This is a genomic window from Collinsella sp. Sow4_E3, from assembly GCF_052116285.1.
Classification (GTDB): Bacteria; Actinomycetota; Coriobacteriia; order Coriobacteriales; family Coriobacteriaceae; genus Collinsella.
On record NZ_JBQKLJ010000109.1, the window covers coordinates 1 to 488 of the forward strand.

General features: G+C 41.6%; 2 protein-coding genes. Both read right to left on the reverse strand.

The window, feature by feature from the left end:
• Nucleotides 1-232, reverse strand: a 232-nt coding sequence (locus ACTQ48_RS11505) for a sodium ion-translocating decarboxylase subunit beta (protein WP_441571062.1), incomplete at its 3' end; no start/stop codon positions are given.
• A gap of 13 nt (nt 233-245) precedes the next feature.
• Nucleotides 246-488 (reverse strand): acetyl-CoA carboxylase biotin carboxyl carrier protein subunit (locus ACTQ48_RS11510; RefSeq protein WP_441571064.1); only part of this gene is annotated, 243 nt, incomplete at its 5' end.

Below are 488 nucleotides of genomic sequence, written 5' to 3' on the forward strand. Positions count from 1 at the left end.
CTTCGTAGATTCCCACTTTTAAGTTTGCCGCTTCATTGAACGGGATGTTGCCGATAAGCATCCCAAAGCCAATGGGTATAAGCAACAGCGGTTCAAATTCAAATCGAATTGCCAAAAAAATGAATAGCAAACCAACGAGTATCATGACGATATGCCCGAGTTCAGCGTTGGCGAAGCCGGTATATCCCCAAAAAGTCTGTAAATTATCGCTTAGTGATAATAATGTGTTCATTCTTTTCTTGTTTTTATTCGATTACAATTAAATTAGCTCCTTCGAGGACGGAGTCTCCTTTGTGAACTAACACTTGACTTACTTTTCCATCCGCGCTTGCCAAAATGTTGTTTTCCATCTTCATCGCTTCAAGAATCATAAGTGTTTGTCCTTTCTTCACGGTATCGCCTTCTTTGCAGCGAATATCCAAAATAATTCCCGGAAGTGGAGATTGGATGGTGTTATTGCCGGTGGAAGGAGCAGGGCGGTTTACTAC